The 23,600-nt window shown below is 37.9% G+C and carries 21 protein-coding genes; 17 read left to right on the top strand and 4 right to left on the bottom strand.

What is annotated here, in order from left to right; all coding sequences use genetic code 11:
- Positions 1-10: 10 nt before the first annotated feature.
- The 7 genes from V7122_RS21995 (at position 11) to V7122_RS22025 (ending at position 7,206) form a co-directional block, all read left to right on the top strand.
- Entirely contained in the window at positions 11-1,546 is a 1,536-nt protein-coding gene (locus V7122_RS21995; RefSeq protein WP_335343743.1) for a solute symporter family protein, read from the top strand.
- Positions 1,547-1,632: 86 nt separating this feature from the next.
- Positions 1,633-3,351, top strand: a complete 1,719-nt coding sequence (locus tag V7122_RS22000; RefSeq protein WP_335529158.1) for a sulfate adenylyltransferase — start codon at positions 1,633-1,635, stop codon at positions 3,349-3,351.
- Positions 3,352-3,531: 180 nt separating this feature from the next.
- The gene (locus V7122_RS22005; protein WP_335348256.1) at positions 3,532-3,915 is read left to right on the top strand and encodes a GntR family transcriptional regulator; all 384 of its coding nucleotides are present in this window, start codon (positions 3,532-3,534) and stop codon (positions 3,913-3,915) included.
- Positions 3,899-4,795 carry an ABC transporter ATP-binding protein gene (locus tag V7122_RS22010; protein WP_335354515.1) on the top strand — a complete coding sequence of 299 codons (897 nt, stop codon included), beginning with the start codon at positions 3,899-3,901 and terminating at the stop codon, positions 4,793-4,795. The genes V7122_RS22005 and V7122_RS22010 overlap by 17 nt, the downstream gene beginning before the upstream one ends.
- Positions 4,792-5,475, top strand: coding sequence for a hypothetical protein (locus tag V7122_RS22015; RefSeq protein WP_335348254.1), 684 nt, complete (start codon positions 4,792-4,794; stop codon positions 5,473-5,475). Before V7122_RS22010 ends, V7122_RS22015 begins: the two co-directional genes overlap by 4 nt.
- 401 nt (positions 5,476-5,876) lie before the next feature.
- Positions 5,877-6,488, top strand: a complete 612-nt coding sequence (locus V7122_RS22020) for a TetR family transcriptional regulator (RefSeq protein ID WP_335348253.1) — start codon at positions 5,877-5,879, stop codon at positions 6,486-6,488.
- Between the two features lie 97 nt (positions 6,489-6,585).
- Positions 6,586-7,206 carry a CPBP family intramembrane glutamic endopeptidase gene (locus V7122_RS22025; protein WP_335529143.1) on the top strand — a complete coding sequence of 207 codons (621 nt, stop codon included), beginning with the start codon at positions 6,586-6,588 and terminating at the stop codon, positions 7,204-7,206.
- A gap of 250 nt (positions 7,207-7,456) precedes the next feature.
- Here V7122_RS22025 and V7122_RS22030 read toward each other — a convergent pair whose 3' ends face one another.
- Positions 7,457-9,181 (bottom strand): alpha/beta hydrolase family protein, encoded by a 1,725-nt coding sequence (locus V7122_RS22030; RefSeq protein ID WP_335529147.1) that lies wholly within the window; start codon positions 9,179-9,181, stop codon positions 7,457-7,459.
- 369 nt (positions 9,182-9,550) lie between these two features.
- Here V7122_RS22030 and V7122_RS22035 point away from each other — a divergent pair, with 369 nt between their 5' ends.
- From V7122_RS22035 to V7122_RS22070, 8 genes are all read left to right on the top strand, one after another.
- Entirely contained in the window at positions 9,551-10,729 is a 1,179-nt protein-coding gene (locus V7122_RS22035) for a NupC/NupG family nucleoside CNT transporter (RefSeq protein WP_335354378.1), read from the top strand.
- Between the two features lie 265 nt (positions 10,730-10,994).
- On the top strand, positions 10,995-11,618 hold the full coding sequence (locus tag V7122_RS22040) for a M15 family metallopeptidase (RefSeq protein WP_335345307.1): 624 nt from the start codon (positions 10,995-10,997) through the stop codon (positions 11,616-11,618).
- 9 nt (positions 11,619-11,627) lie between these two features.
- Complete coding sequence (locus V7122_RS22045; RefSeq protein ID WP_335529149.1) at positions 11,628-13,223, top strand: ABC transporter substrate-binding protein; 1,596 nt, start codon at positions 11,628-11,630, stop codon at positions 13,221-13,223.
- A 284-nt stretch (positions 13,224-13,507) separates the two neighbouring features.
- Positions 13,508-14,512, top strand: coding sequence for an ABC transporter permease (locus tag V7122_RS22050; protein WP_335354377.1), 1,005 nt, complete (start codon positions 13,508-13,510; stop codon positions 14,510-14,512).
- Between the two features lie 19 nt (positions 14,513-14,531).
- Positions 14,532-15,410, top strand: a complete 879-nt coding sequence (locus V7122_RS22055; RefSeq protein WP_335345310.1) for an ABC transporter permease — start codon at positions 14,532-14,534, stop codon at positions 15,408-15,410.
- 12 nt (positions 15,411-15,422) lie between these two features.
- The gene (locus V7122_RS22060) at positions 15,423-16,379 is read left to right on the top strand and encodes an ABC transporter ATP-binding protein (protein ID WP_335345311.1); all 957 of its coding nucleotides are present in this window, start codon (positions 15,423-15,425) and stop codon (positions 16,377-16,379) included.
- A gap of 4 nt (positions 16,380-16,383) precedes the next feature.
- Positions 16,384-17,316, top strand: a complete 933-nt coding sequence (locus V7122_RS22065) for an ABC transporter ATP-binding protein (protein WP_335345312.1) — start codon at positions 16,384-16,386, stop codon at positions 17,314-17,316.
- Positions 17,317-17,332: 16 nt separating this feature from the next.
- On the top strand, positions 17,333-17,866 hold the full coding sequence (locus tag V7122_RS22070) for a helix-turn-helix domain-containing protein (RefSeq protein WP_335345313.1): 534 nt from the start codon (positions 17,333-17,335) through the stop codon (positions 17,864-17,866).
- A 209-nt stretch (positions 17,867-18,075) separates the two neighbouring features.
- On the opposite strand, the gene kynU is transcribed toward V7122_RS22070, so the two are convergent.
- On the bottom strand, positions 18,076-19,356 hold the full coding sequence (gene kynU, locus V7122_RS22075) for a kynureninase (protein ID WP_335529152.1): 1,281 nt from the start codon (positions 19,354-19,356) through the stop codon (positions 18,076-18,078).
- Between the two features lie 189 nt (positions 19,357-19,545).
- Between kynU and kynA the strand changes: the two genes are divergently transcribed.
- Positions 19,546-20,403 (top strand): tryptophan 2,3-dioxygenase, encoded by an 858-nt coding sequence (gene kynA, locus V7122_RS22080; protein WP_335490601.1) that lies wholly within the window; start codon positions 19,546-19,548, stop codon positions 20,401-20,403.
- A gap of 12 nt (positions 20,404-20,415) precedes the next feature.
- On the top strand, positions 20,416-21,042 hold the full coding sequence (gene kynB / locus V7122_RS22085) for an arylformamidase (RefSeq protein WP_335490571.1): 627 nt from the start codon (positions 20,416-20,418) through the stop codon (positions 21,040-21,042).
- Positions 21,043-21,143: 101 nt separating this feature from the next.
- On the opposite strand, the gene V7122_RS22090 is transcribed toward kynB, so the two are convergent.
- Positions 21,144-22,319, bottom strand: a complete 1,176-nt coding sequence (locus V7122_RS22090; RefSeq protein WP_335490574.1) for a sulfite reductase subunit alpha — start codon at positions 22,317-22,319, stop codon at positions 21,144-21,146.
- A 255-nt stretch (positions 22,320-22,574) separates the two neighbouring features.
- Positions 22,575-23,192: a PH domain-containing protein gene (locus tag V7122_RS22095; protein WP_335529155.1), complete on the bottom strand. Its 618-nt coding sequence runs from the start codon at positions 23,190-23,192 to the stop codon at positions 22,575-22,577.
- Positions 23,193-23,600 lie beyond the last annotated feature (408 nt).

Below are 23,600 nucleotides of genomic sequence, written 5' to 3' on the forward strand. Positions count from 1 at the left end.
GGAATGGTAGATGGATCCGATTGTAGTTGTTCTTTTTCTCGCAATCGTTATTCTTACATTAGTTATTACTTATATTGCAGCAAAACAAACAAAATCTACCGGAGATTTTTATACGGCGGGTGGGGGATTAACGGGATGGCAGAATGGATTAGCGATAGCTGGAGATTATTTATCGGCGGCATCCTTCCTTGGTATTGCAGGGATGATTGCTTTAAAAGGGTTTGACGGATTTTTCTATAGTATCGGATTTTTGATTGCTTATTTAGTTGTATTATTGTTAGTTGCAGAGCCATTGCGTAACCTCGGTAAATATACATTAGCCGATATGATTAATTCTCGCTTTGATGCGAAAAAAGTAAGAGGGGCTGCTGCTCTTAGTACGATTACCATTGTTCTTTTCTACATGATTGCACAACTTGTTGGTGCAGGTGCACTTATACAGCTTTTATTCGATATCCCTTATTGGATAGCAGTGTTAATTGTTGGGGTTATGATGACGATTTACGTTCTATTTGGTGGAATGATCGCAACGAGTTGGGTACAGATTACAAAGGCTGTCCTTCTGATGGCAGGGATGATCATCATCTCCTTCTTAGTACTAATGAAATTTAACTTTAATATAGGGGCCATGTTTACTGAAGTAAAATCGGCAACTAGTCATGGCGAAGCCTATTTAAATCCGGGACTCAAATATAATAATCCTCTAGGAACGCTTTCATTAATGCTTGCCTTAGTTCTCGGAACAGCTGGTCTTCCACACATTTTGATGCGCTTTTTCACGGTAAAAGATGCGAAAACTGCCAGAAGCTCGGTTATTACAGCAACTTGGACGATTGGGATTTTTTATATTTTAACATTATTCCTTGGCTTTGGGGCTGCAATTTATGTCGGGGAAAGTGAGATTCTCGCAGCAAATCCTGGCGGAAACATGGCTGCACCGCTACTAGCTCAGGCAATTGGCGGGAATATCTTATTTGCATTCATTTCAGCGGTTGCATTTGCGACAATCTTAGCGGTAGTTGCTGGCCTCGTATTATCAGGAGCATCTGCATTTGCACATGATATTTACGGCCAAATTATTAAAAAAGGAAAGATAACAGAGAAAGAGCAAATGCTAGCTGCACGCTATGCAGCATTAGGTGTGTCTGTTATATCCATATTATTATCATTAGGTGCACAATACCTAAACGTAGCCTTCTTAGTTTCTTTAGCATTTTGTATCGCTGCAAGTGCAAATTTGCCAGTAATTTTATACACAGTATATTGGAAGCGCTTTAATACTTCGGGTGCAGTTTGGGGAGTTTTTTCCGGGTTGATCTCAGCATTAATTCTCGTATCGATTAGTCCTAGCGTATTCTCACCAGTTGAAGGGGCCGCTCTATTTGTAGGAAACCCAATCTTCCCATTCGATAATCCTGCACTTGTTAGTGTGCCATTAGGCTTTCTCGGTGGTTATCTCGGAACTATTTTTTCGAAAGAAAATGATTATAAAAGGTATGCTGAAGTCTCTGTCCGGGCGCATACAGGTTATAAAAGTGCGGAATAAATGTGCATTTGAAAATCGCTTTATTGACATGGGGAGTCAGTAAAGCAGGAAAAGCAGATAATTTAGGGGGATGAGATAGATTGGTAATGAACAAAGAAACAAGTGTCGTAGAAAAAGTAACAAAATATCCACAACTGCCACATGGGGGGAAATTAGTTGACCGTGTTTTAACTGGAGAAGAACGAGATCGAGCAATGGAGCGGGCAAATCTGCTTCCATTTATTATGGTAGATTTAGAGGCTGTCATAACACTTGAAATGATTGCTACAGGTGTACTATCTCCAAATGAAGGGTTTATGAATGAAGCGGACTATAAATCAGTATTAATAGAAGGGCGCCTATCAAATGGACTTGTTTGGCCTGTGCCGCTAAGCTTCGCCCCTGTTGGCGACAGAAATAAGCATGTGATTCAATCTCTATCGGTTGGAGATGAGGTCGCATTAGTTGATGAATCGAAGGAACCTGTAGCTATATTAAAGTTAGAAGATATTTTCGATTATGACAGAAAATTCCGAGCTCAGCAGCTATTCGGTACAACTGACCGCAGTCATCCTGGTGTTGATTCAATTTATCGAAGGATGGGGGATACTGCATTAGCTGGGCCGATTCAATTACTTCGCCGTGTCCACTGGGGGCCTTTTGAAAAAATACGGATCGAACCGAAAGATACATGGAAACTATTTTATGAGGAGAAAAAATTTAAAACGGTAGCTGGTTTTATTACAGGTGCAAATCCATTACATCGCGGTCACGAATATATTCATCGCAATGCACTTGAGGAACTAGATGGATTATTTGTTCAGCCGTTAGTCGAGATGGCAAAGCGTGAATATACAAGACATGAATTCCGTATGTTATCCTATCAGGCTGTGCTTGATACGTATTATCCAAAGGAGAGAACAATTCTTTCACCATTGCGTGTGACCTACATTTTTGCAGGTCCTCGTGAAGCTGTTCTCCATGCACTCATAATGAAAAATTACGGCTGTACCCATGCATTAATTGGTCGAGACCATGCGGGTGTTGGTGATTATTATGATAAATATGCAAGTCACACGATTTTTGATAAGTTTACGAAAGAGGAGCTAGGAATTGATATTCGGTTATTTCATGAGGTGTTTTATTGCACGCGCTGTGATAACCCAGCAACAGAACAAACATGTCCACACGATGATCGCTATCGAATCAATATTTCTGGAACAGGGATCCGTGAGTTGCTACGGTATGGCGTTTTACCACCGAAGGAAATTGTAAGACCAGAATCTGCCCGTATTGCCATGCAAGGTGTGCAGCCTAAAGGTATCGATGAGGAGGGGCTTGCAATTGCACCTGTTGGAAAAACGATAAAGTCTATTTTTCCTTATTATCTACATTCAAAAGGAATAGGTGGCTCCAAACGCAAGCGCCCTTTAGTGGTGGATGAACTAACGATAGAAGATTTGGAAGCAGCCATTAAGGATATACGTGAAAATGCTGACCGTGTGTATAAGGAGATCTTTGAAGAATTCAGTTATGTAACAGATCACCTTCGTTCCGTGCAGCCGGAGTGGGTTTCGGAAGCTCGAGAATCGATTTATCGTCAGCAAGAAATGGTTGTAGAAAACTTGAAAGAAAAAGTGGATAGAGCAATGGAAAAAGCGTCAGATGAATTTTTGTATCAGGATAAATCAGAAGCTGAGCGCGAACTAGAGGTAGCGAACAGGATATTAAAAGATATTCCTGCTGCTTTGCGCAAGGCGGATCTCGAATATCGAACATGGAATCCGCTGCCATATAGGCGGTATAGGGGTAGTGATGAGGAATAGATTGTTAAAATAATATGGTTCGGATTTATGAATGACCTGTCCAATAATGGAGGGGTCATTTTTTATGGTTTTGATATCTTTTTATAAAATTCACACTTTTATAAAAGCACCTATTGACTCTACACTTTATTTGTTATATGGTTAATTACATAAGTAACTAACCGATGTGGTGGTGAGGATATGAAACAGTTAATTGACGATGGTCGGCCTATATTTCTGCAAATTTTGGAACGGATTGAGGATGACATCATTGAAGGAGGAATGGCGGAAGAAACACAGATTCCATCGACAAATCAATTTGCCGCATTTTACAAAATTAATCCTGCAACTGCAGCGAAAGGTGTTAATTTATTGGTGGATGAAGGTATTTTATATAAAAAGCGGGGGATTGGGATGTTTGTTGCAGAGGGAGCACGTGAAAAGATCATAAATAAACGGAAGGAACAGTTTTTTGAGCAGTATATCATCACGATGATCCATGAAGCAAAGAAGTTAGGGATTACGTCTGATCAATTGACGGATATGGTTGGAAAGGGGATGAATAGTGATGAAAAGAATCGTTGAGGTTAAACAACTTGATAAATCATACGGGGAATTTAAGGCGCTTGAAGATATAAATTTTATGATTGAGGAAAATAAAATTTACGGATTACTTGGAAGAAACGGTGCTGGGAAAACAACTCTAATGAAATTATTGACTGCTCAAGAGTTTCCTACGAGTGGTGAAATAAAAGTACATGGCGAAAATCCTGTGGAAAACAGGAGAGTATTAAGTCAAATTTGTTTTATCAAAGAAAGTCAAAAGTATCCGGATAATTTCACTGTAAATGATATATTAAAAGTTTCAAAGTCACTATTTCCAAATTGGGATGAGGATTTTGCCTACTCCTTAGTTAATGATTTTAATCTCCCTTTAAAAAGAAAGCCCAAAAAACTATCAAGGGGAATGCACTCAGCGGTTGGGGTTGTCATCGGCCTTGCTAGCAGAGCGCCGATAACGATTTTCGATGAACCATATTTAGGACTTGATGCAGTTTCAAGAGGTTTATTTTATGACAAGTTGATGGAAGATTACGCAGAATATCCACGTACTGTCATATTATCAACTCATTTAATTGATGAGGTAAGTAATTTACTTGAACATATTTTAGTCATTGACAAAGGTCGATTAATCATTAATAAAGAGGCAGAAAATTTACGTGGTCTTGCCTATACGGTAACTGGTCAAGCAGCAAAAGTGGAAGCATTTGTGAAAAATAAGGAGGTCATCCATCGGGAGCCTTTTGGCGGATTGCTCTCTGCAACAGTTATTCAAAATAAGAACAATATGGATCGACATCAAGCAGAAGCTAGTGGACTAGAAATTTCTCCAGTGTCCTTACAACAGTTAGTAGTCCATTTGACAAAAGGAAAATCTACTCGTGAAGGAGCGATTGTCCAATGAATATTAAAGGTGTTCTAATAATGTATTCAAGAGATAAATGGGGATGGTTTTTAATACCAAATATTATTCTCTTTTCAGTATTCCTGTTAAATTTTATCATCAGTCTGTTTATTTCAAGTGAGGATAAAATGTATACTGGCGGGGTTTCATACATTTTTTTCTATATGCTAGTCGCGGGAATCATGGTTGTTGCGCAAACATTTCCTTATGCAATCGGAATGTCAATAAGAAGAACAGATTATTTTCTTGGTACTGTAGTAATGGGTGTCGCTGTCAATACATTGTATGGAATCATGTTAGTATTTCTGTCAGCCATTGAAAATGCAACAAATGGGTGGGGAGGTCTGCTCCATTTCTTTCACTTTCCCTATTTGAATGATGGGACACTTTTGGAACAATTGATAATATATATTATCCTGTTAATAAATATATTTTTTAACGGATTGCTAATATCCAGTACAGCACGTCGCTTTGGTGGAAAAGGCCTCGTAATTGCGATAATTTCCGTATTATTGATTTCAAGTGTTGCTGCCCTGTTAGCAACTTATTATGGTGTTTGGATGGATATTTTTCATTGGTTCGTAAAGTTTACTGCTGTTCAAATTGCTTATTGGCTCATTCTTCCAACAATATTATATATGACGTTATCATATGTGTTATTGAAAAGAGCAACAGTCTAATTGTTTGGGAATCTACTGCATTCAAGTAATAAAGACTCGTCAATCATTAAAAAATATGATCATATCATTAAAATAGTGTGCAGAGATATTGTTCATGTTGTATAGTACAAAAATATTTATTTCCTGTTTACCGTCTTCAGACGAGAACTTAAATAATTTCAACGTCTTTCTACAAGTTGTAGAGAGGCGTTTCTTGTTTGTTTTTTTAGCTTAATTTTTAACATGACAGTATTACTATTACTCGTGCGGTGATCGATTTAGAGCCGATTCAGCAGATACAAGTAGGACTAATAGAAATAAACAAAAAATTCCAAAATAGGTATTGTAAAATGAACCTCGTGTCATTTATAATTAAAATTAATGACACGAGGTTCATTTATTTAATGGAGGTGCAGCAGGTTATGCCGAAAGTAAGCGAAGAACATAAGGAGCAAAGGATACATCAGATATTAATGGCCTCAATGGAGGTGTTTAAACGAAAAGGATATGAAAAAGCCACACTCAAGGATATTGTTGAAGAAGCAGGGATGAGCCGGGGATGGATTTATTTATATTTCAAAGATAAGATCGAAATATTCGAAGCCCTACTGAATTATCTGGATGAACAACTGGATGATTCTTTATCACTTAAGAACTTGAAAGTTCAGTCCGCATTCGAAAAGCTTAGAGATTTTTTAGAAAGTAATAAATTAATTTTTCCTACAATTGATGAAAGTATTTATCCAGCTATTTATGAATTTTGGATATCGAGCTGGAGAGAACCAAGGGCAAAAGAGTTTTTTTTGAATCGATATGATAAAACTGTTCAGTTATTTTTAAACTTGCTTCATGCAGGGATAGAACAGGGTGAATTTCAGCTTTCAATACCAGCAGAAGAGATTGTAAAAATCATTATGTCCAGTATGGACGGAATTTTAGTCCACAGTTTGGCATTTGGCGCAGAGAAAATTGATGCTAATAAACAAATTGATAGTCTGCTGCAAAGAGTTGAAAAGTTATTGAATATATCCTAATTCATTCTTTTAGGCAATTTACAAGAAGTAAAATATCTTTAATAGGGTGATTGCTATATTTACCTTAAATAGTAAAAGAAATAGAACAGTAGTTTTATTGTCACCCATTTTCATTATTTTCATCGTCCATTGGATTGCATCCATAAGTTATCAGTATATTCCTGATTATTGCTGGATGATAACGGCAGCTTCCTATTGGGGTTTAACCGGATTAATAAAATTATTGTTCGTACCGGCAGAAGTATATAAGGATTGGCTGAAAAAACCAGTCTTTATAAAAAAATGGCTATTGTTCGGGCTATTGATTGGAATTTTCCCTGCTGTTGGCATTTTACTTCCAAATGTAAATTTACTGTTAGAGTATCCGCATATAACACTGTTTTTGCTTTTATTTGCCCTTATCAATCCATGGTTTGAGGAAGGCTATTGGAGAGGATTATTGCTGGATGCAGGGGAGAGTTTCCCTAGACGGGTAACTATTATGTATTCAACTCTATTATTTGTATTAAGTCATCCATTTATGTGGGGAGTCTTTTCTATAGCGAATCGTTCTTATCAAATGTATATTAGCTTAGTTGTAATGGGAATCATCTGGTCACTCATCCGTTATAGAACGAGTAGTTTAAGGTGGAGTGTTTATTCCCATATGCTTGTTGATGTAGGAAATTTATCTGTATTTGTATTTTTAAATTTGTATATTCCTCCCGGGATGTCATAAATCTTATTTCTACTAAAGCAAGGAATTTTCCATGTATACCCTGCAAATGTATCTTTCATTTACAATTTTTGCAATAGCTGTAACATACTCCACAACCGTACGTGAGGTAAGCTGTGCAGAGGACTGACGTTTTGGTTTTTGTTATGGAAAGGTATATTTATTCAAAAAAAGCAGCTGACAAATACGAGCTATTTTTGCCAGCTGCTTAACTTATTTAGGTACTTTCTTGACTACCCCTTTTAATTTAACATTAACCCTCATTCAATTCTTTCAATTTCGCCTTTGAAGGTGTCCTATAATCTACATATCCCTTCATATTCGTCACATAGTAACCGCCGCCGAGCCCATATTGGCCGCCGAATTTATCGTCTTGACGGTAGACGCGGTATTGCTCGCCTGGCTTAAGGATCCTTTCAAAGACAAGCTTATCGCCTTCGCGCTTCCAGAGGTTAATTGGTTTTGTAATAGTGACTTTCCCAATTTGTCCTTTTTTCATTAATAAGCTGTCCCAATACACCATTTTCGCAGGACTGCTTGGCTCCTGTGGCTTACTTATCACTTCTTTAATTTCACCTGTTTTCACCCATTGGGCAATATCCGAAATGAATTCCTGTGGAACATTACCTTGTGTCATGTATTCTGTCATTCCGTCTATTTGGCCCTTAAAGTTAACAAGCATGTGGAACATATCAGGATAGAGTTTGTAATCTACGTTGTCACGGTCTTTTAGCGCTTTTTTCCAAGCATCTAATTCTGAAGAAGGTACTTGAATATCCTTTCCTCCTTGAAGAAGTAAGGTAGGAACTGATTGTTTTTTCGCAAGCTCGGCTGGAACGAAATCACGAAGATCAAACCACCAGTAAGATGGCGTAAACTGGAAATTAGTCGGTAAATTGTCAGCTGAATATTGGGGGTCATCCAATAAAGAAAATTGTTCCTTGAAGAAAGCCACGCTGGCTTCAGCAGCTTTTACCTGCTCAGCAGGTACGTTCATATCCTTTGCCCTCTGTAATTGCTGCTCAACCTGCCAGATCATGAGTTCATGGAATTTCCCAGAAGGGCCGGCTGCTCCAATAACCCCTTTAATATCTTTGTTCTTGTCATTATCGATAATCATTGGAAGGGCAAAAGCTCCCTGGCTGTGGCCAAATACAAAGATATTTTCAGCATCAATTTCTGGCATAGCCTTTAATTTTTCTACAGCTAAATTAGCATCAAGTACTGTTTCATCCTTGATAGTAAACTTCGGTGTTAAATAGCTTTTAATCGCATGGGAGTATGTTCTTTTGTCATAACGCAGGACAGCTACACCTTCATTCACGAGTCCTACAGCCATATCACGAAATGGCTTTAATGAAGCAAACGTTTCATCCATATCATGTGCCCCAGAACCATGAACAAGGACGACAACAGGAAATGGACCTTCTCCTTTTGGCACTGTCAAAACTCCCGGAATGGTGAATTCTCCATCTCCAAAAACTACCTGCTTTTCAGTATAATTTTCTGGATGATTGTAGGAAGGATTAAGATATTGCCCTGGTACAGCGTATGTATTGAAAAGCATGTCGTCAATCTGCCCAGCATCGTTTAATCGCAAAACAAGCTCGTACACACCTTGATCAGCTGTCACTGTGAAAGCGGCATTCGTGTACACTCCATTCTTTTTGATATCTTTTAACGTGATTTCTTTTGTTTTTCCAAATTGTGCTTCTGTTAGGCCTGCAATAAGGGTTGGCAGCTGTTCCTTTGCTACTTTTGCTTGAAGGCTGTTACTTAAGTGGCCGTATGCTTTTTCCCAATCCGTAGTTTTAAAAAGATCAGCATATTCCTTTGCCTTTTTTTCAAAATTGACTTCGTTAATGTTTTCCGCTGCTGAGACCTGATGTTCGGACAAAAGTCCGCCTGCAATTCCTGATAAACCAATTGAACCGGCGAGTGCTAGCTTTCCAAGCGAAATCATAATCTTATTACCCAATGAAATTCCTCCTCTATTTTTAATTCTATTAATAATACGAATGAAAGAGCAGAAAGTTCACATTTTTAAAAAAATATTAGATTGGTAACACTTGCGATGGCTTCTTTGAAATCCTTTACAGCCTTCAAAGGATTGTTTTCTTCGTCTTGGTCATAGGTGAATCTTTTTCAGCAAGAATAAGCCAGTTTAATAATGGGGAGGATGAAAATAGTATAGAAAAGTATGGGATCCGAAATTTGAAACTTTTCTCTCGAGAAAAATAATTAAGAATTATTTTTTATTTTTTAATCCTTAAAAAAAATGTTAAAATAAACCCTTGTGGTTTGTACAAATTAAACTTCTAGAAATAACGACACCATTGGAGGAATTATGAAATACGTTATAGCTTTGTTTGGACTGCTTGTTGTTTTGGGACTAGCTTATTTAGCAAGTAATAATCGGAAAGATATTAAGATCAAACCAATTATTATGATGATTGTTATCCAACTTTTATTAGCGGGATTATTGTTAAATACGAAATTTGGATTTGTATTAATTAAAGTGTTTTCAGACGTCTTTAATAAATTATTATTTTATGCGAACAGTGGAATATCATTTGTTTTTGGAGGCCTTGCAAACGAAGGTGAAATGCCATTTTTTCTAAATGTTCTGCTTCCAATCGTATTTATTTCGGTATTAATTGGTATTCTCCAATATTTAAAAATACTTCCTTTTATTATGAAAGGAATTGGGTTCTTGTTAAGTAAGGTAAATGGTATGGGAAGGTTAGAGTCGTATAATGCCGTTGCATCAGCAATGGTTGGTCAATCAGAAGTATTTATTACGGTTAAAAAGCAACTTGGCCAACTGCCGGCCAATCGCTTATATACATTGTGTGCATCAGCCATGTCAACGGTTTCAATGTCCATAGTTGGAGCTTATATGACGATGATTGAACCAAAATATGTGGTTACCGCATTGGCACTGAACTTATTTGGAGGATTTATTATTGCATCCGTAATTAATCCGTATACTGTGGAATCCAACGAAGATATACTTATTATTCAAGAGGAAAAACAAAGCTTTTTTGAAATGATAGGTGAATATATAATTGATGGGTTTAAAGTAGCGATTATAGTTGCTGCCATGTTAATTGGTTTTGTTGCATTAATTGCTGGAATTAATGGCGTTTTTGAATTAATTTTCGGTATTTCGTTCCAGGAGATCATGGGATATATCTTTGCACCTTTTGCATTAATTATGGGGGTTCCATTATATGAGGCTGTTCAAGCAGGCGGTATTATGGCGACAAAGCTTGTGACAAATGAATTTGTAGCTATGATGGATTTAGCTAAAATGCAGGAAAGCTTTACCCCTCGAACACTAGGAATTATCTCAGTATTCCTTGTCTCATTTGCAAACTTTTCCTCTATTGGAATCATTTCAGGAGCTGTAAAAAGTTTAAACGAACAGAAAGGAAACATAGTTGCCCGGTTTGGGTTGAAGCTATTGTTTGGAGCAACATTAGTTAGTGTTTTATCAGCAGTAATTGTAAGCATCATTATTTAAATTAATGAAAATAACATTCATTAAAGAAGGATATTAAGAAAGAAAAAGATTTAAAAAACGTTTCTTACATAAATGTAAGGAGCGTTTTTTTCTTGGATTTGAAAACTCCCAATAGTCCTTTTTTCCTCCATTTACAAAAATAATCTAGAAAAACTACCAAATTATGATATAATATTTAAAATATTAAAATTAGTTTTAATATTTAGAAGTAGGAGGTGAGCAAAAAAACCTAGAAAGCTAAAACGATTTTGAGGTGAAAAAAGTGTTGGTTCCAGTTTCAGAGGCATCTGAGAAAATACATATTTATCCTTATTATTTTTTGAATGGTTTACCTGGTGCGGAAAACGAATGTTATTTAAGGAAAGAGGTTATGGAAAAGCTGCTTGAAGCTTCTCATCTTTTACCTGAAGGAATCTCTTTTGTAATCCTTGATGGGTGGCGTTCCTACGAGACGCAAAGGGCGATTTATGAACAAACGAAGCGTGATTTAGAAAATGAAGGTTTTAAAGATATGGAATTAGAACAGGAGCTATATAAATTTGTGGCGACTCCAACTAAAGATATTACAAATCCATCCCCGCATTTATCGGGAGGGGCTGTTGATCTAACGATAGCTGATCAACATGGGTGGCTTCAGATGGGTAGTGAATTTGATGAATTCCATGAAAGGTCCCAGCTTGATTGGTTTGAGAAAAAGGCTGACTTGTCATCCGAAGAGACAGAATTTTTAATCAACAGGAGAATATTAAAAAATGTCATGATGGGGGTTGGCTTTATTTCAAATACGGATGAGTGGTGGCATTTTGAATACGGCACGAAAAGCTGGGCAAAGAAAAAGGGAAAGCAGGAATATTTCAAAGGTATCCTATATCAAGAGATCGAAAAGTGAGGGGTAAAAATGAAGAAAAAGTTAATGTTCCTTTTGTTTAGTGTACTTATCGTTTTGGCAGGTTGTGTACAAAACTCGAATGCTCCTGCGAAGACAGGGGAAAAGGAAGGCACAGAAACGGCTAATGGTGACAGCACAGAAAAGAAAATCTTGACTGTTGCCATGACAGCTGACCAAGGGACGCTGGATCCTGCGGTTACGATGGATAACTCAGCATGGAAAATTACATACCCTGCTTATGAGAGATTAGTAGAGTATGATGGTGAGTCAACTGAAGTAAAACCAGGAATAGCTAAGGAATGGAAGGTAAGTGAGGATGGAAAGACATGGACATTCACATTAAATGAGGGCCATAAATTTTCCGATGGAACAGAGGTTAATGCAGAAGCGGTTAAAACTACTTTTGAACGGACATTAAAGATTGGCAACGGTCCTGCAGAAGTTTATGGTGTTATTTCAGAGATTAAGGTGGAGTCTCCATATGTGGTGACATTTGCATTAAAAGAAAACTTCCCGCCTTTCTTATCCACTTTGGCAGCTAACTATGGGGGAATTGTGAATCCGAAGGTTATGGAGCATGAAAAGGATGGAGATTTAGGACAAAACTATTTAGCAAATAATACGATGGGAAGCGGCTCATATGAATTAACAGAATGGAAACAAGGTGAGTATATAAAACTTTCTGTTAATAAAGAGGCGAAGGTTCAACCTAGCATTGAAGAAGTATATTTTAGAATTGTTGCTGACGGGGCTACACAACGCATGCAATTAGAAAAGGGAGAAATTGATATTGCTGAGGGAATTCCGACAGAACAGATCGAATCCGTCCGCTCGATGGATCATGTAGAGTTATTACAAAAACCAAGCTTGCTAGTGGACTATGTATATGTTAATTCCAGTAAAGGAAATGAAGCATTAAAAGACCCTAAAGTAAGACAGGCGCTAAGCTATGGAATTGATTATAATTCAATGATTGATGTTGTTCACCAAGGATTTGCTACACCGATGAGAGGGCCTGTTCCAGATGGATTATGGGGTCATAATAAAGATGCCATCCAATATGAGCTAAATATTGAAAAAGCAAAAGAGCTATTAGCTGAAGCAGGAGCAACTGATGTAACCCTGACTTTATTGTATTCAGATAATAAAACATGGTGGGAAACAGAAGCATTAACGATTCAGGCGAATTTAAAAGAGATTGGTGTAAATGTTGAACTGAACAAGGTTGCTTATGCTACTTCACGCGAAATGATGGATAAAGGGGAATTTGATTTAGCTCTTGGCGTATGGAGCCCGGACTTTGGTGATCCATATATGTTTATGAACTATTGGTATGACTCAGCAAACTTCGGATTAGCCGGAAACCGTGCTTTCTATAAAAATGATCAGGTTGATACATTATTAAAGCAAGCGGCAACTTCTAATAACCAAGAAGAAAGGGAAGCTTTGTATTTTGACATCCAAGATATTGTTATTGAAGAAGCACCGTATATCTTACTCTTCCAAAAGGATTTTACCTTGCCAGTAAGTAAATCTGTCCAAGGTTTTGTTTACAATCCAATGCTTGAAGGAATTTATAATTTAGCAGAGATGAATAAGCAGTAAGGTGAAACTTCAATCAGTGGGAGGCAGACGAATAGGAGTGCTAGGACTAAGTTGCCATTGTATGTGGCGCTTTTAGTCAGCCATAATCTTACTGATTGTTAGTTGCGTCCCACAGGATGTGGGTCACACAGACGTTGCCACAGGAGGTGGCGTTCTTAGTCTGTGTTCCTATAATCGGGCCTTTATGGGCAGTTGATCCCCAAAATACTATTAAATGTTTATGCCCGAACCTTAATTTGGGGATCTTACTGCCCGTTAATCTGCGATAATAGCGGGGGATTGTTATGGCAAAAATGATTTTCAAAAGATTATTGCTACTAGTTTTTGTTGTTTTTGGCGTTACCTTTATAACGTTTATTCTTTCAAATATTATTCCCGGTGACCCGGCCAGTATGATGGCCGGTCAACGGGCCAATGAAGAAACATTAGAACAAGTTAGAAAGCAATTGGGTCTAGACCAGCCGGTTCTGACCCAATATGCCCATTACATGCAGGGGTTGCTGAGCGGGGATTTAGGTACGTCTATTCGTACGCAAAAACCTGTGTTGGATGACTTGCTTGTCTTTTTCCCAGCAACATTAGAATTAGCGATACTAGCTTTTTTCATAGCCATTGTTATTGGAATTCCGCTCGGTATTTTAGCGGCCGTTAAGAAAAATACGTTTTGGGATCATGCGAGCAGAATTTTTACGATTAGTGGAATTTCCACACCGGTTTTCTGGAGCGGGTTGGTTGTGATATTTATTTTTTACGGATTATTAGGTTGGTTTCCGGCAAACGGACGAATTGATATGCATATTAATCCACCTACACATGTCACTGGGTTTTATTTGCTCGATAGCTTGTTAAGCGGGGACTTTGTTGCTTTTCAGAGCAGTCTTCGTCATATCATACTTCCGGCGATTGTCCTGTCCTTTGCCCAATTAGCCATTATCACACGCCAAGTTAGGGCGAGCATGTTAGAGGTATTGGAAAAAGAATATTTTCGAACAGCAATTGCAAATGGAATCCATGGACCATATCTCTTAATCAAATATGGTTTACGAAACGCTTTAATCCCAACCATCACGATCATCGGGGTTTCGTTTGGCGCATTGCTTGGCGGTGCGGTCGTGACTGAAACGATATTCGGATGGCCTGGAATGGGAAGATATGTGGTTCAATCCATCTCCTATTTAGATTTCCCGGCTATGATGGGATTTACTGTATTTATTTCGATTGGGTATGTGCTCATTAACCTAATTGTCGACCTCTCTTATTATGTGCTAAATCCTCAAATAAAAGAATGATAGAAAGGAGGAAAATGAATTGGAAGCACAGCCACAAACGGATATACAACAGCTGCCTCTAGTGAAAAGAAGTGCACTATTATATAAGCTGAAAAAAAATAAGCTGACAATGGCAGGCGGAATCATTTTAGGTGTGATTATTTTGGCTGCGATTTTGGCTCCACTATTAACTCCGTATAACCCGACCGTTATTGATGCAGCAAATAAATTCCAGCCTCCATCATGGTCCCATTGGTTTGGCACAGATGAAGTCGGAAGAGATATTTTTACAAGAATTTTGTATGGGGCAAGATTGTCATTAGGGTTAGGAATATTAGCCATTTTGATTGCTGCTGCTATTGGATTAATGATTGGAACGATTTCGGGGTATTTCGGCGGGATGATTGATCAAGTCATAATGAGAATAATGGATATGGTCCTAGCCTTCCCAACATTGATTTTGGCAATGGCTTTGGCTGCAGCATTAGGGCCAAGTATTCAAAATGCGATGATTGCAATTGCGATTGTAAAGATTCCTGTCTATGTTCGTTTAGCTCGAAGTGAAACATTAAGTTTACGAGAGTCATTATTTGTTAAATCTGCGCAAACGTTCGGCATCCATCCGCTTCGAATTATTCGAAAACATATTATGCCGAATTCAGTTTCTCCTGTCATCATTCAAGGGACATTAGATGTAGGGGATGCGATTCTATTAATTGCCACATTAGGCTTTTTGGGCTTAGGGGCACAACCGCCAGCACCTGAATGGGGAGCTATGATTAGTATTGGCTGGAAGTACTTGCTGGATTTCTGGTGGTATCCGACATTTCCATGTTTATTACTTTTCTTATCGGCAGGAGCCTTAAATTTAATTGGAGATGGAATCCGTGATGTATTGGATCCGAAATCAAGCAGATAGGAGGGCGGTGGAATGTTAGCAATAAAAAATTTACATGTCAATTTCCAAACCTTCAGAGGAACGATTGAAGCTCTAAAAAATATTAATCTTTCCATTCAGGAAAAAGAAATTGTCGGGATCGTAGGAGAATCAGGCTCAGGAAAATCAATCACAGCCCTTTCAATATTAGGTCTATTAGAAAATAATGCGCAAATAACGAATGGAGAAATCTCATATAGAGGAGAAAATTTATTAACTTTATCAAAAAAAGAAATACAAACCATTCGCGGGAAGAAAATTGCGATGGTTTTCCAAGAGCCTATGACGGCTCTTCATCCGACGATGAAGGTTGGCGAGCAATTATCAGAAGTTATTCGCAGACATCGGAAAGTGAGCAAAAAAGAAGCGAAACAATTAATGATTAATGCGTTAAAAGATGTACATATTCACAATCCAGAGCATGTAGCTAAACAATATCCGTTTGAATTAAGCGGAGGAATGCGCCAGAGGATTGTAATCGCGCTTGCGATGGCAGCCCCTCCTGATCTGCTTATTGCAGATGAACCAACAACAGCTTTAGATGTAACCATTCAGCATGAAATTTTGCAGCTTATGAAAGAATTAAATGAGAAGAAAGGAACATCGATTTTATTTATTACCCATGATTTAGGGGTCGTTTCACAGATTTGCGATCGAACGGTTGTCATGTATGCGGGAGAAGTGATTGAGTCCGGTGAGACGAAGGAGGTTTTACATGCTCCTCAGCATCCATACACCAGAGCACTAATTGAAGCCTTACCTGATGGCAAGGATGCGAATGAACCATTAAAGGCGATTCAAGGCGAGGTGCCAAACTTAATGGAACGTCCAGTAGGCTGTGCGTTTGCGTCAAGATGCCATTACGTAATGGATATTTGTCGGACAAAGCAGCCTGAATTAATTCAATGGCAAAATCAGCATGATATAGCATGTTGGCTGGAAAGGGATTGATTCTATGACCGTAATGATCGAAATGGATCACGTACATAAGCATTATCAAAAAGGGAAACTAACCGTGAAAGCCCTAGATAATATGTCCATTTCTATATCTGAAGGAGAGGTGCTGGGGCTTGTCGGTGAATCTGGATCCGGAAAAAGTACGTTTGGCAAACTACTTATTGGGCTAGAATCTCCAACAGGAGGCGATATCCTTTATCAAGGCAATCCTTTATGGAAAAGAAATAAGTATATTCGTAGAAAGCCAGGAGAATTACAAACCGTCTTCCAAGATCCGCAATCTTCATTAGATCCTAGAATGGCCATTAAAGAAATTATTTTGGAACCACTCTATGCACTTGATAAAACAGAAAGAAGGCAAAAAGGTTCGTACGAAAATTTATTAAAATTAATAAAACGGGTAGGGCTAAAAGAAGAGCATCTGGACCGGTATCCCCATGAATTCAGTGGTGGCCAGCGTCAAAGAATTGCAATTGCCAGAGCACTAATTACAGATCCTTCATTTATCGTCCTTGACGAACCAACCTCAGCATTGGACGTTTCCGTGCAGGCACAGGTTCTTAATCTATTAAAGGAATTAAAGAAAGAAAGAGGCTTAACCTATTTATTTATCTCACACAACATGTCCGTCATAAAATATATGTGTACGAAAGTAGCTGTACTCTATAAAGGCAATATTGTCGAAATGGGTGAAACAGACAAACTATTTAATGATCCACAGCACCCTTATACTGAAATCCTTTTATCATCATTGCCAAGCCTTTTTGAAACGAATGAACAAGGCATCAAAGGCTTTGCCGAAACTTTGCCGCCTAAGGGAGAAGTAAGCTGTGTTTTCTATGAAAAATGTCCAAAGCGAACTGAAAGATGTTTAATCAGCCCTAAGCTTGAAGGCAGGGGTCAAGACCATCTGGCTGCTTGCCATTATTAGAAGGGTGGTTATATAGATGATAAAGGAATACAAGGTCAGAGAAATTCGCAAAAAGCAAGGCTTTACACTTGCTGACTTAGCGGAGAAAACGGGCTTAAGCCAAGGCCTCCTTTCACAAATAGAACGAGGTCTTGTGGACCCAACTGTCAGCAACTTCTGGAAAATATGCACAGCCTTAAATACTCCAATCAATTATTTTTTTGATGGCTCAAAAGAAAATCAATTTGTCATTAGAAAAGGTGAACACAGATTACTGCAATTATCGAATGATATCGTAAGGTACCATGAACTGATGCCAAGCCATCTTAGTGATGAGCAAATTTTACTGGTAGAAATTCTGCCAGGGGAGCAAAGCGAGATGGAGCTGGTCAGTCACCCTGGGGTTGAATTTGGATATGTGATTCAAGGGGAAATGAATATTGCATTAGGTGAAGATGAAATTTCTCTTCAAGCTGGCGATAGTATTTACTTTCAGAGTACTACTCCTCACCGTTATGTAAATGTTGGTGAGGAGAAAGCAGTTTCGGTATGGGTGATGAAAGAAGCGTAGAATTATTATTTTGCTAGTAAAATTGGATTTATGTCTTATCAATGTTTTTTAACGTCTTTCTAAAAAGTAATAGGAAGACGTTATTTGTATATTAAAATATAGAGTATAAATTATGGAAGAGTGAAACCTAAAACGAAAAGGCTTTTCTCTTTTTGAGTTCCAAAAGAGAAAGCCTCTAAGTCTGGGAATTTTTGTATGCTAAAAAAGAACTAGGCTACTATATTTCTAGCATTTTCATATTTTTTATATTCTTCGTTTACCATAATTCTTTTTAAAATTTGAATGGTCTCCCATATATCTTCAAAAGTTGTATATAATGCGATTGGGGCTAGTCTGATGACATTTGGCGCTCGGAAATCAGGGATGACATGATGATCTTTTAAAGCTTTGCAAATTCGTGCCGCTTCGCGGTGCTCTAAACAAACATGCCCTCCACGGCGCTCATTTTCTGCTGGGTTTCCAATACTAAATTCAAAATCTGAAAGTTCAGTCCCGATTAAATACATCATATATCCAGTCATTTTTAGAGACTTCTCACGGATATTTTCGATTCCTGCTTCAGCAAAAATTTCGAGGGACCCTAAGAGCGGGGCAGTACTTAATATATGTGGAGTGCCGATTTGGAAGGCACCAGCCGAATGGGCATGTGTCAAATCCAGTTCAAGATCAAACTGTTTTTCTTTGTTTGAACTGAACCAACCTGCTAGACCAGGGGCTTTTCCATGATGTCTTTCATGTACAAATAATCCTCCCACGCCGCCTGGACCGCTATTTAAATACTTATAATTACACCAGACTGCAAAATCGACACCCCAATCATGCAAGGAATGCGGAAGAGCCCCTATCGAATGGGCTAGATCAAACCCGATTAATATATTTCTTTTATGAGCTTCTTTTGTTAAAAGCTCCATATCAAGGAGCTGACCGCTTCGATATAGAACAGATGGCAGCCAGACGATGGCGACCTCATCAGTCATAGAAGAAATGATATCGGCTTCGTTAATAATGCGCGAATCACGACTTTTTACTAGCACTAAATGTTCATTTGGATCAAGCCCAAACAGGTGCAATTGGGATTTTATCGCATAAATATCAGATGGGAAGTCTAATTCAACTGCCACTATTTTTGTCCGTGTTCCTTCAGGTTTGTAAAACGTTGCTAACATTTGATGAATATTTATTGTGATTGAGCCTGTAACAATTGTCTCTTCTGACTTTGCTCCTATTAACGGGGCAGTCAATGCTCCTAATTTCTCCGAAAAATCAAACCAAGGCTGATGCCCAGAAGTCCATCCATCAATACCCAGATTCCTCCAATCGTCTAAACTGAGAAGCAATGTTTTTTCTGCCCTTTTAGAAAGCAGTCCTAAAGAGTTTCCGTCCATATAATAAATACCGTCTTTAATGTAAAACTCTTCTCTAAAGGTCATACTATTTCGATCTAATTGTTGTGCATATCCTTTAGTTGGGATAAATGAATTCGTTGTCATTAATAATCTTCAATCCCTTCTAATATGTTACTAGAAGGATATCTTAGAGTTTGTATGAAGTAAATAAAAATTCACTTAAATAATCTATATTTTTTAAATATTAAGATTTTTAATTGACGGAAAGTATTATTCTTGATACGGTTTATTTATCAAATAGCAGAAAATATGGATAAGAAGAAGGTGAAAAGTATGGAGAAAAAACCCGTTAATGAACATAGTCAGGAGACCAGTCTCGAAAAAACGATACATACAGATTTCCAAAAATATATGTCATATGGGGATTATCTACATCTTGATAAAATCCTTTCTAGTCAACACTTATTATCCAATCATCACGATGAAATGCTGTTTATCATCATCCATCAAGCAAGTGAATTATGGATGAAGCTCATCATCCACGAGCTTGCAGCAGCGACAGAATGTATTCACCAAAATAACTTAGAGCCTTCTTTTAAAATGCTTGCTCGTGTTTCAAGAATCCAACAGCAATTGATTCAATCATGGAGTGTATTGTCTACGTTGACACCCGCTGAATATTTAGAATTTCGTGACAAGCTAGGGTCTTCATCAGGATTTCAATCATACCAAAACCGACTGATTGAATTTGCACTAGGGCATAAAAATGCTTCTTCACTAGTAGTTTATAAGCATCAAAACGAGCTTTTCGAAACATTGAACAAGGCTTTGAATAAGCCAAGCATTTACGATGCGGCGATCCATGCTCTTGCTATTCGAGGTTTGTCAATCGATCAGGGGGCGCTTGATAGAGACTGGTCACTAAATTACAAGTCAAATGCAACTGTGGAAGCAGCGTGGCTGACCGTTTATCGAGATGTGAATCAATATTGGGATTTATACGAATTAGCCGAGAAGCTTGTTGATATTGGAAGCGGGCAGCAGACTTGGCGGTTTCATCATATGAACACAGTGGAAAGAATTATCGGTCATAAACAGGGAACAGGCGGCTCTTCAGGTGTTCCCTATTTAAAAAAAGTTCTTGATCACCAATTCTTTCCAGAACTGTGGAGCTTAAGGACGAAACTATGAAAGGGAATGTGCATGAGTAAATGGGTTGATATTTCACAACGATTGGATGAAAAAGTAGCTGTTTGGCCAGGAGATACTCCTTTTTCTTATAAAGTTAACTGGAGCAAAGAAGAAAGTGGGTCCGTAAATGTCGGACAAATCACAATGAGTGCACATACAGGTACACATATTGATGCTCCTTTTCATTTTGATAATGATGGAAAAAGAGTAATCGAACTTGATTTAGATTTGTATATTGGGAAAGCACTTGTCATCCATTTGCCGAATAAAGATAGTATTGGTGTGGATGAAGTAAGTAAGGTCGACTTATCCAGGGTGACCCGTCTGTTAATCTATACAGGGGCATGGAAAAATCGAGCGGTTTTTCCAGAAAGTATTCCCTTTATTGAGCCAGGACTGGCAGCTTATCTTTCACAAAAAGGTGTTCGGCTAATCGGCCTTGATTTGCCTTCGGTTGATCCCTTAGACAGCAAAGAACTATCTGCTCATCATGAACTGACTCGGTATGGAGTTCATATTTTGGAAGGGCTTGTGCTTGATCATATCGATCCAGGGGAATATGAGTTGGCAGCTATCCCATTGCCGCTTGCAGAAGCAGATGGAAGCCCTGTCCGTGCTATTTTAAAAAAGAAAGTATGACCTTTACAGTTCATTAAAAAATCCAGCTTCCTCCATTTCACATGGAACGGAGGGAGCTGGATTTTTAAAACTTAGGATCTTTAAAATAAAATGCGTTTCATTTAATATACATCACGCTGATAACGACCTTGCTTCTGCAAATCTTTCAAATAGGCTTCGGCTTCATCTCGAGTCATCGAACCTTCTTTTTCAATAACAGTAACAAGCGCATCGTTAACATCTTTCGCCATACGTTCCTTATCCCCACAAACGTAGAAATAAGCTCCATTTTCAATCCATTCAAACAATTCTTTACTATGTTCAAGCATTTTATGCTGCACATACACTTTTTCAGCTTTATCACGAGAGAAGGCAGTATCAAGCTTTGTTAATACTCCGTCTTGTTGATATTTTTCCAATTCGTCTTGATAAAGGAAATCCGTTGCTTCATGCTGATCTCCAAAAAAGAGCCATGTGCGGCCAGCTGCTTGATTGACTGCCCATTCCTGGATGAAAGAACGGAATGGAGCAATGCCTGTACCAGGACCAACCATAATAATATCTTTCTCTAGGGACTCTGGTAAATAGAAGTGTTTATTGACTTGAACAAAGACTGGCAGCGTATCTCCTTCTTGAACTCGTTCAGCACATTGAACTGAACAAACCCCTTTTCGTTCACGCCCGTGAGCAGTGTAGCGTACAGCACCGATGGTTAGATGAACTTCATCTGGATTAGCACTTATGCTGCTTGCGATAGAATAAAGACGCGGCGTCATTTTTCTCAATATGGAGACGATTTCTTGGGCAGATGCCTTCCAAGGGCCAAAATCGCGCAACATATCTAATAAATCGCGTCCATAGCAATATTCCTTAAGCTGATCTGCATTTTCAACCAATATAAGCCTTTGCAGCTCTTCATTTTCTGTGAGGGCTGCTGCCTGCTGTAATATCTTCTTCGTCAGCAGAGTAATTTCAAGATACGTTGTTAACGCTTCCATCAATGGCAGCGTCTCCCCTTGCTTTCCAACAGTTACAATTTCTTCACGGTCCCATCCCATTTCTTCAAGAAGGGATGATACAAGTTCTGGATCATTTGCAGGAACAATACCAAGCGCATCACCTGGAACATATGAAAGGCCAGAACCTTTTAATGATAACTCAATATGTCTTGTTTCTTTACTTGAGTCTGTTCCATTTAAATTACTATTTTTAAGAACCGGTGCTAAAAATGGATTGGTCCTTGAAAATTGTGGTTTGTCACTTTTGGCATTTTTAGGGTTTTCTATAGTAATTGCCATATCTCGATACCTCCAAAAGTAGTATATACCTAGGATACCATAACAATGTAAAAACAGAATTGTTTTTTGTCACACAATAGTAAGCTTTTTCAAAATTGAAACCTGAAATTTATTTTGCAGGACTTTAAGCAGATTTTCTTCAAGGTTTATTCGGACAGGTTTTCGAGAAAAGTAAAAACCTGTCCAGAAATTGAAAAAAAAAGCCCTCCTCTATATGAAAGGCTGCTTTTATGTTAACAATTTTATTTAAGCTTCTTAATTATTGATATATTTTTCAAAGACCTTGCCAAAGTCCTTGGTTTGGTATTGTTCTCTGACGGAGGTGAGCCAAGCAAAGCCAAAATCTGTTAGCTTTTGATACTCTTTTTCTAATGCTGTATTTTCGCCAAGGCGAGCACCATGCAAAACAGAAACAGCCTTCTCAAGACTTACATCAGCTAAGCCTACATTTTTTTTATTTTCTTTATAAATCTCGGAAATGCGAATCAGTGCTTTATATAAATCTTTTAATTTTTCAATTTGATCTTTCTGAACATCAATATCAAAAATTTGTGAGCCTAACTTAAACTTAATTTCGATATCAAGATCGATTTTTCCAGCAGTTTCTAAGGTTACATCGGATATTTCATTTTCATAATACGAATACCTTCTTAATGTTCTCTTAGACGAAATAGCTTTTTCCCCATCTACATGGATCAGCGCTAAATTGGTAAAACAGTATTCATCTGCCTTCGTTTTAATAAGAAAATAAATCTTCTCATTATCCTCATGCATCACATAGTCATCAGCCTCGGTTTTGTCATAGTCTTGTGGGTCGATAATTTTCCCTATATCAGACAAGCCTAAAGCATCTGCTGCAATTCTTTTAAACATATGTATCTTCCTTTCTATTAAAAAATTGATCCATAACATTATATAGTTACATGTATATTTTTATGTGAAATTGGAAGGATGTCAATATTTTGAAAAAATTGGGTATTAATAAACGAATTCTGAAAAAATTTCACTATCCTATCACGACCAAAAAGTCCATCGATGCCCCTTGGACGGACATTTCAAGGTTCAATCATCACCAAAAAGTCCATCCACATCCTTTTGACGGACATTTCTAAAGAAAGAAAAACAAAGAAATTTGTCGAAAAAAACTTGACGATACTTCGAAAAGGTTGTAATATTAAGAAAATGTTAAATTATTGTTTATGAAATTTACAGGGAAACCTGTTTTTTTATTTTTAGTAATATGCGGGTGTAGTTTAGTGGTAAAACTACAGCCTTCCAAGC

It is taken from the genome of Bacillus sp. JJ1532 (assembly GCF_036965085.1).
In the GTDB taxonomy this organism is placed as follows: Bacteria; Bacillota; Bacilli; order Bacillales; family Cytobacillaceae; genus Cytobacillus.

Excerpts from the sequence above, each read along its gene's own strand:
- V7122_RS21995 (WP_335343743.1), top strand. The coding sequence starts at position 11 with ATGGATCCGATTGTAGTTGTTCTTTTTCTCGCAATCGTTATTCTTACA.
- V7122_RS22000 (WP_335529158.1), top strand. The coding sequence starts at position 1,633 with ATGAACAAAGAAACAAGTGTCGTAGAAAAAGTAACAAAATATCCACAA.
- V7122_RS22005 (WP_335348256.1), top strand. The coding sequence starts at position 3,532 with ATGAAACAGTTAATTGACGATGGTCGGCCTATATTTCTGCAAATTTTG.
- V7122_RS22010 (WP_335354515.1), top strand. The coding sequence starts at position 3,899 with ATGAAAAGAATCGTTGAGGTTAAACAACTTGATAAATCATACGGGGAA.
- V7122_RS22015 (WP_335348254.1), top strand. The coding sequence starts at position 4,792 with ATGAATATTAAAGGTGTTCTAATAATGTATTCAAGAGATAAATGGGGA.
- V7122_RS22020 (WP_335348253.1), top strand. The coding sequence starts at position 5,877 with ATGCCGAAAGTAAGCGAAGAACATAAGGAGCAAAGGATACATCAGATA.
- V7122_RS22035 (WP_335354378.1), top strand. The coding sequence starts at position 9,551 with ATGAAATACGTTATAGCTTTGTTTGGACTGCTTGTTGTTTTGGGACTA.
- V7122_RS22045 (WP_335529149.1), top strand. The coding sequence starts at position 11,628 with ATGAAGAAAAAGTTAATGTTCCTTTTGTTTAGTGTACTTATCGTTTTG.
- V7122_RS22050 (WP_335354377.1), top strand. The coding sequence starts at position 13,508 with ATGGCAAAAATGATTTTCAAAAGATTATTGCTACTAGTTTTTGTTGTT.
- V7122_RS22060 (WP_335345311.1), top strand. The coding sequence starts at position 15,423 with ATGTTAGCAATAAAAAATTTACATGTCAATTTCCAAACCTTCAGAGGA.
- V7122_RS22065 (WP_335345312.1), top strand. The coding sequence starts at position 16,384 with ATGACCGTAATGATCGAAATGGATCACGTACATAAGCATTATCAAAAA.
- V7122_RS22070 (WP_335345313.1), top strand. The coding sequence starts at position 17,333 with ATGATAAAGGAATACAAGGTCAGAGAAATTCGCAAAAAGCAAGGCTTT.
- kynU (WP_335529152.1), bottom strand. The coding sequence starts at position 19,356 with ATGACAACGAATTCATTTATCCCAACTAAAGGATATGCACAACAATTA.
- kynA (WP_335490601.1), top strand. The coding sequence starts at position 19,546 with ATGGAGAAAAAACCCGTTAATGAACATAGTCAGGAGACCAGTCTCGAA.
- kynB (WP_335490571.1), top strand. The coding sequence starts at position 20,416 with ATGAGTAAATGGGTTGATATTTCACAACGATTGGATGAAAAAGTAGCT.
- V7122_RS22090 (WP_335490574.1), bottom strand. The coding sequence starts at position 22,319 with ATGGCAATTACTATAGAAAACCCTAAAAATGCCAAAAGTGACAAACCA.
- V7122_RS22095 (WP_335529155.1), bottom strand. The coding sequence starts at position 23,192 with ATGTTTAAAAGAATTGCAGCAGATGCTTTAGGCTTGTCTGATATAGGG.